At 45.9% G+C, this 5132-nt stretch carries 6 protein-coding genes; all 6 read right to left on the bottom strand.

Features of this window, described 5'->3' with window-relative positions; translation table 11 throughout:
* Positions 1 to 925, bottom strand: a 925-nt coding sequence (locus H6F80_RS09285; protein WP_190791286.1) for an orange carotenoid protein N-terminal domain-containing protein, incomplete at its 3' end; no start/stop codon positions are given.
* A gap of 84 nt (positions 926 to 1009) precedes the next feature.
* Positions 1010 to 1309, bottom strand: coding sequence for a P-II family nitrogen regulator (locus H6F80_RS09280; protein ID WP_190791285.1), 300 nt, complete (start codon positions 1307 to 1309; stop codon positions 1010 to 1012).
* 88 nt (positions 1310 to 1397) lie between these two features.
* Positions 1398 to 3284: an ATP-dependent zinc metalloprotease FtsH gene (ftsH, locus tag H6F80_RS09275; RefSeq protein ID WP_190791284.1), complete on the bottom strand. Its 1887-nt coding sequence runs from the start codon at positions 3282 to 3284 to the stop codon at positions 1398 to 1400.
* Between the two features lie 283 nt (positions 3285 to 3567).
* Entirely contained in the window at positions 3568 to 3747 is a 180-nt protein-coding gene (locus H6F80_RS09270) for a CAB/ELIP/HLIP family chlorophyll-binding protein (RefSeq protein ID WP_190791283.1), read from the bottom strand.
* A 69-nt stretch (positions 3748 to 3816) separates the two neighbouring features.
* Complete coding sequence (locus H6F80_RS09265) at positions 3817 to 4032, bottom strand: NblA/ycf18 family protein (RefSeq protein WP_242067252.1); 216 nt, start codon at positions 4030 to 4032, stop codon at positions 3817 to 3819.
* A 539-nt stretch (positions 4033 to 4571) separates the two neighbouring features.
* Entirely contained in the window at positions 4572 to 4703 is a 132-nt protein-coding gene (locus tag H6F80_RS30335) for a hypothetical protein (protein WP_277879084.1), read from the bottom strand.
* Between the last annotated feature and the right edge of the window lie 429 nt (positions 4704 to 5132).

Raw genomic sequence — 5132 nt, 5'->3', positions numbered from 1 at the left:
GCGATGCCAGGATGTCAATTCCTACAAAGAAAATCTGACCTTCAGGATTAAGCAAAAATCGCCATGCCAGGTTAATATCGACCTTATCGCCAAACCATGGTGTTTGCACTTTCCCTATCACTTTAATCTGAGTGAATCCTGCTTCGGCTGGCTCAGAAACCCCTTGTTCTGGTAACAGCGTGAGTCCGTAGCATTCGTCACGCATATACGCGAGAATATTTTCATGACCTGTAATCGGTTCCTGGAAGGGAGGTTTCAGGGCACCTTCTGCTGCAAATAAAGCCACAGCCGCCCGAAAATCAAAGGCGTTCATATTGTTCATATAGCTGAGGACAGTCTCATTATTGACACCCTTAACGCTGACTCTGGTTCGAGGTGCAGCCTCTTTCGGGGCAATTACGGGTTCTTGAACTTTTGCAGTATTTCCCGTTGAGGCATATCCCATGCTGACAACAACATCTTGGAATACGGTAAGTTGCTGTCCTCCTTCTAGCTGACGGATAGCTTGGAGCAAATCTGCTGCTTTTGTAGACAATTGATAGCCTTTGGGAATAGGAGCTACAATTTTCTGTTCCATCCACTCACTTAACTGATACCAGAAGCCCAACTTAATGTTTGTCCCAAAGGACGAATAGGTCCGACAAATCGGCGTATCTGTGTGGTTGACCAGATCGCACATTACTTGCGTTTGTTCTAGCGCTGACATCTGCTTGATTTCAGTCAGAGTTGCTTCGGCAAATACCATATTGACGACCTGTATGGCAGCGGACGTAATGGCCATGCCCATTTCAGTGTAGGCAAACCAAAGTAACGCTAACTGATCTTCAGCGCTCAATTGATTGAATGATTGAACGATCGCTGGAATAGTATCAGCAACTTGAGTGTCAGGGAAGATAGAACGGGCTGAATCGATCGTAAAAGACATAGTTAAAGCCTCAGAAAGGACATAAAATTTTGAAAATTGGTATTACCCAAATTACCAAACTAGAAATATATCGAAGAAGGGAGTTTAATCGAACAAGCCATCTACCGTTTGTCGAAACGCAATTAGAGCATGATTAGAGCGCAAGGGTTCCGGGTCTTCCAACAATTGCTCAGAGGCTTTCGAGTTAACGATCGTTTTGATTTCAATACTGGTGTTATGGCCAGCCATATCCCCCATACGTCTCCCATGACTGCCTGCGCCCTGGGCTGGAATGATCGTATGACCAGAAACCCCCAGTTTTGTGAGCAGTTGGATCAACCGATCTTGTAGGAAAGCTTCACCGATAATGGTGACAAGAACACCTTTTGCGACAGAAGTAGACATAAAACCCCCAAAATAGTTTCGTTGAAAGGAATTTGAATGGCTGTAGTTCTTAATCTTGGACTAGAGCGTTTTGCCAGCATCCAATGTCTTAAACAAATGCCTCAGATGACTGGTGCGAGTTGATTGGTGCAGGTTGAACCTGATTTAATAGCTGATGCAGTTTCTCACCTTCGATCGCCTCTGTTTCCAGAAGTTGTAGGGTAATGGTTTCTAGCAAATCGCGGTTTTGCCTAATCGTCTCCAACGCCTGTTGATGCGCGGTCTCCACGATTTCTTTCACCTCGCGATCGATCGCCTGGGCGGTTTCATCACTCACGGAGCGGCGGGCATTGGGCATCCCATTTTCCAGAAACATCGGTCTTGTGCTTTGCTGATACGCCAGCGGTCCCAGAATTTTGCTCATGCCAAAGGTGGTTACCATTTGCTCCGCCAGATCAGTCGCCCGCTGCAAATCATTGGATGCTCCAGTCGTGATGCTGTTAAACACAATCTCTTCTGCCGATCGCCCACCCAGTAAGGTTGCGATCTGTCCCCGCAGTTCGGCTTCATCCATTAAAAACCGATCTTCGGTTGGCAGTTGCAGTGTGTACCCCAGAGCTGCCATGCCGCGAGAGACAATCGAGATTTTTTCCACCCGACCACTTCCTGGCATCAGTTGACCCACCAAGGCATGACCGACCTCGTGATAGGCCACGATTTTCTTTTCTTTATCGTTCAGAACCCGGCTTTTCTTTTCCAGTCCTGCCACAACCCGCTCGATCGCTTCGGCAAAATCTGTCTGAGCGACTGCCTGCCGTCCATTCCGAGCCGCTAACAGTGCCGCTTCATTCACCAGGTTTGCCAGGTCTGCTCCGGCAAAACCAGGGGTACGGGTGGCGATCGCCTTGAGATCCACATCCTCTCCCAGCTTCACTTTTTGAGCATGGATATTGAGAATGGCTTCTCGTCCCGCTAGGGCAGGGCGATCAACCAACACTTGCCGATCAAACCGACCGGGGCGCAAAAGGGCCGGATCGAGAATTTCCGGGCGATTGGTGGCGGCTAACACGATGACTGTTGCCCCTTCTGCCGCAAAGCCGTCCATCTCAGACAACAACTGGTTTAGCGTTTGTTCTCGCTCATCATTGCCGCCATAGAACCCGTTGCTGCTGCGCGACTTACCGATCGCATCCAGTTCATCAATAAACACAATGCAGGGAGCCTGCTTCTTCGCCTGTTCAAACAAATCCCGCACCCGCGAAGATCCCACCCCGACAAACATTTCTACAAACTCAGATCCGGAAATACTGAAAAAGGGAACTCCAGCTTCCCCAGCCACAGCTTTTGCCAGCAGCGTTTTACCTGTTCCTGGTGGTCCGACCAGCAGCACACCTTTGGGAATTCGCGCTCCAATCTGGGTGTAACGTGCAGGTGTTTTGAGGAAGTCCACGATTTCGACTAACTCAGCCTTGGCTTCCTCGACCCCTGCCACGTCCGCAAAGGTTGTCTTGGCAGCTTCGCCTTCCACATATACCTTGGCTTTGCTCTTACCGATCGAAAGCATCCCCTGGGCACCGCCGCCACGCCGCATAAAAAACTGCCAGATGCCAACAAAGATGAGTGGGGGAATCACCCAACCCAGAATGTTACCAACCCAGCCATTTCTGGGCGGCGGGGCAGCGGCAAATTCAACGCCTTTCTCTTCTAGCAAATTGGGCAAGCCCAAATCAAAAATAGGAGTGGTTGAGAACACTTGCCCAGCCTGATCATCAGCCGTCTTCAATTGAAATCGAATCTGATTTTGTCCCACCTGCACCCGTTGAACTTCACCTTCCTGCACCTGATGGATAAACAGGCTGTAGGGCACACCAGGAATTTTGGGACCTAAAATATTCGGCAAGACAAGATTGGAAATTAGAAACAAGGTCCCTATGATCAGAAAAATATTGCTGAATTGGCGGGAACGTTGAGGAGTTGGTTGATCTTTAATCGGCATCACTATTACCTAAGAAAATTGAAACAAAAAATTCGTACTTTACACTCATTAAAATGAAAGGATGGAGTTTCCAATTTATAAATTACCGGGAAACCGTTGTACTTCCCGGTTGGTTTGGTTGAATATGATATAAAAAACAATAAAAACTTTAACTTGATCGTTCTGAATGAATGAGATTTTGGAAGACGCAACGCACCCAAAACCTGATGCGCAATCTATACAGCTGTCTTTGCTAATTAATCAATCGCAGTAGGGTTACTGAAAGAACGCGGCAGTACCTGAGCTACAACAAATTCCAGAAGTGAAGAACCCCTTGACCGGAAAACAGCTCAATCAGTAGAACAGACACGAATCCGAGCATCGCTAAACGACCATTCCAGCTCTCAGTTTGAGGGGTAAAGCCCGAAACCCAACCGTTGCGATCGTTAGAATTAGAAGAGGTAATTTTTGTAGAACTTGTCATGATTATTACTCCGAGCTTTGTAATTTTAAGAACTGGTTCAAGCATAAGCAATTAGAATTGCTGTCTAAACTAACGAGCAGCAAAATCTGAGCCTAATTTCCATTCATGCTTCAAAATCTCTTGATACATCGTTTTCTGAATCATCATGAGCCGATGCTGCTTAACCAGAAATTCCTGTGCCTGTTCACACGACATTTTTTGAACCATATCAGCAAAGCTTCTGAGGCTAAAATCCTGCTCTATAGTAAGTTCGATCGCCCGGTCCATATTCATGTCCGTATCCATATCTGACTCCTATCACCTAAGCGGGGTAAAACCATGAGTTTGATAGTAAACTAGCCGTCTTGCAATCTTTGCTCTGTAAGCAGATCGACCTGCTGCGCTTGCTATACAAATTTCCGATGTCTCAGTTATTGATGGAAGCACTATCAGGAAATTCGTGATCAGGAGTTTGTTGCGTTATGCGAACCACTATAACAAAATACTTACATGAATTACGTCAAATCTCCAATTCATTCCAATGTATTTCTGAAGGAGGAGATTTCTAAAGGAAGACATGTAAAGCGATCGCATCAACGCGGGCAACTAAAGCCAGCCGATTCATTAGACAATAAGAACTAATATTCGATCCTCTGATATCCAACTCCCTCCAAATATCGAAGGTTACTCTTCTACTATGACAATGCGATGTTTTGTATACAGGGTTATTGGGTTGATCAAAAAAGTTCCCACCTGCTTAACGTAAAGTAAGAGGTAGGAAGTTAAAGTGATGAAGCGATCGTATCTCGTAAGAAGAGAGCAGAATTAGACTACATCAATAAGTCCTATTTTGCGTCACCAAATTGTCCTGTAATCGTCCCATCATGTCTTTTTGGGTCTTTCTTTTGTTTCTTAGTTCCATCAGAATGTGCTTTCGGTTTTTTAGCTTCTCTATTACCTTTTTGTTCTTTTGACATAAAGATTCTCTATCAAAATTACTTTAAAGATTTTGCTTCAAGCACTAAAATAATTGGCGGATTTTAGTAATCGTTGTGCGTTCTCCCATCTGGCATTTTTGCTCCATTCAAGTTCGCTCCCTTGAAATTTGTTCCTTTCAATCCCTGCGGGTCGATTCCCCGCTGCTCTGCAGCGTAAAATGCCAGGATGAGCGAGTACATTCACAAAAGTCATAACGTCACGATTTTGCTCTATCACCTAGTAGTCTGCCAAGGGAACTTTGCCTGGTGGGGTTATTTCTGGTAAGGTGACTCAAATCCAGGAAGATCATTATGAGTCAGAAGCGTTACATCGTCGATTTAACGGATGCCGAAGTTCAACAGCTAGAAACCCTGTTGAGGACTGGAAAGCACTCGGCTCGCAAACTGACCCGTGCCCGTATCTTGTTG

The organism is Leptolyngbya sp. FACHB-711, from assembly GCF_014695615.1.
In the GTDB taxonomy this organism is placed as follows: domain Bacteria; phylum Cyanobacteriota; class Cyanobacteriia; order Elainellales; family Elainellaceae; genus Leptolyngbya_A.
The sequence above is the reverse complement of the archived record's forward strand: the minus strand, read 5'-3'. Positions and strand labels throughout refer to the sequence as shown.

Excerpts from the sequence above, each read along its gene's own strand:
- H6F80_RS30335 (WP_277879084.1), bottom strand. The coding sequence starts at position 4,703 with ATGTCAAAAGAACAAAAAGGTAATAGAGAAGCTAAAAAACCGAAAGCA.
- H6F80_RS09270 (WP_190791283.1), bottom strand. The coding sequence starts at position 3,747 with ATGACAAGTTCTACAAAAATTACCTCTTCTAATTCTAACGATCGCAAC.
- H6F80_RS09265 (WP_242067252.1), bottom strand. The coding sequence starts at position 4,032 with ATGGATACGGACATGAATATGGACCGGGCGATCGAACTTACTATAGAG.
- H6F80_RS09280 (WP_190791285.1), bottom strand. The coding sequence starts at position 1,309 with ATGTCTACTTCTGTCGCAAAAGGTGTTCTTGTCACCATTATCGGTGAA.
- ftsH (WP_190791284.1), bottom strand. The coding sequence starts at position 3,284 with ATGCCGATTAAAGATCAACCAACTCCTCAACGTTCCCGCCAATTCAGC.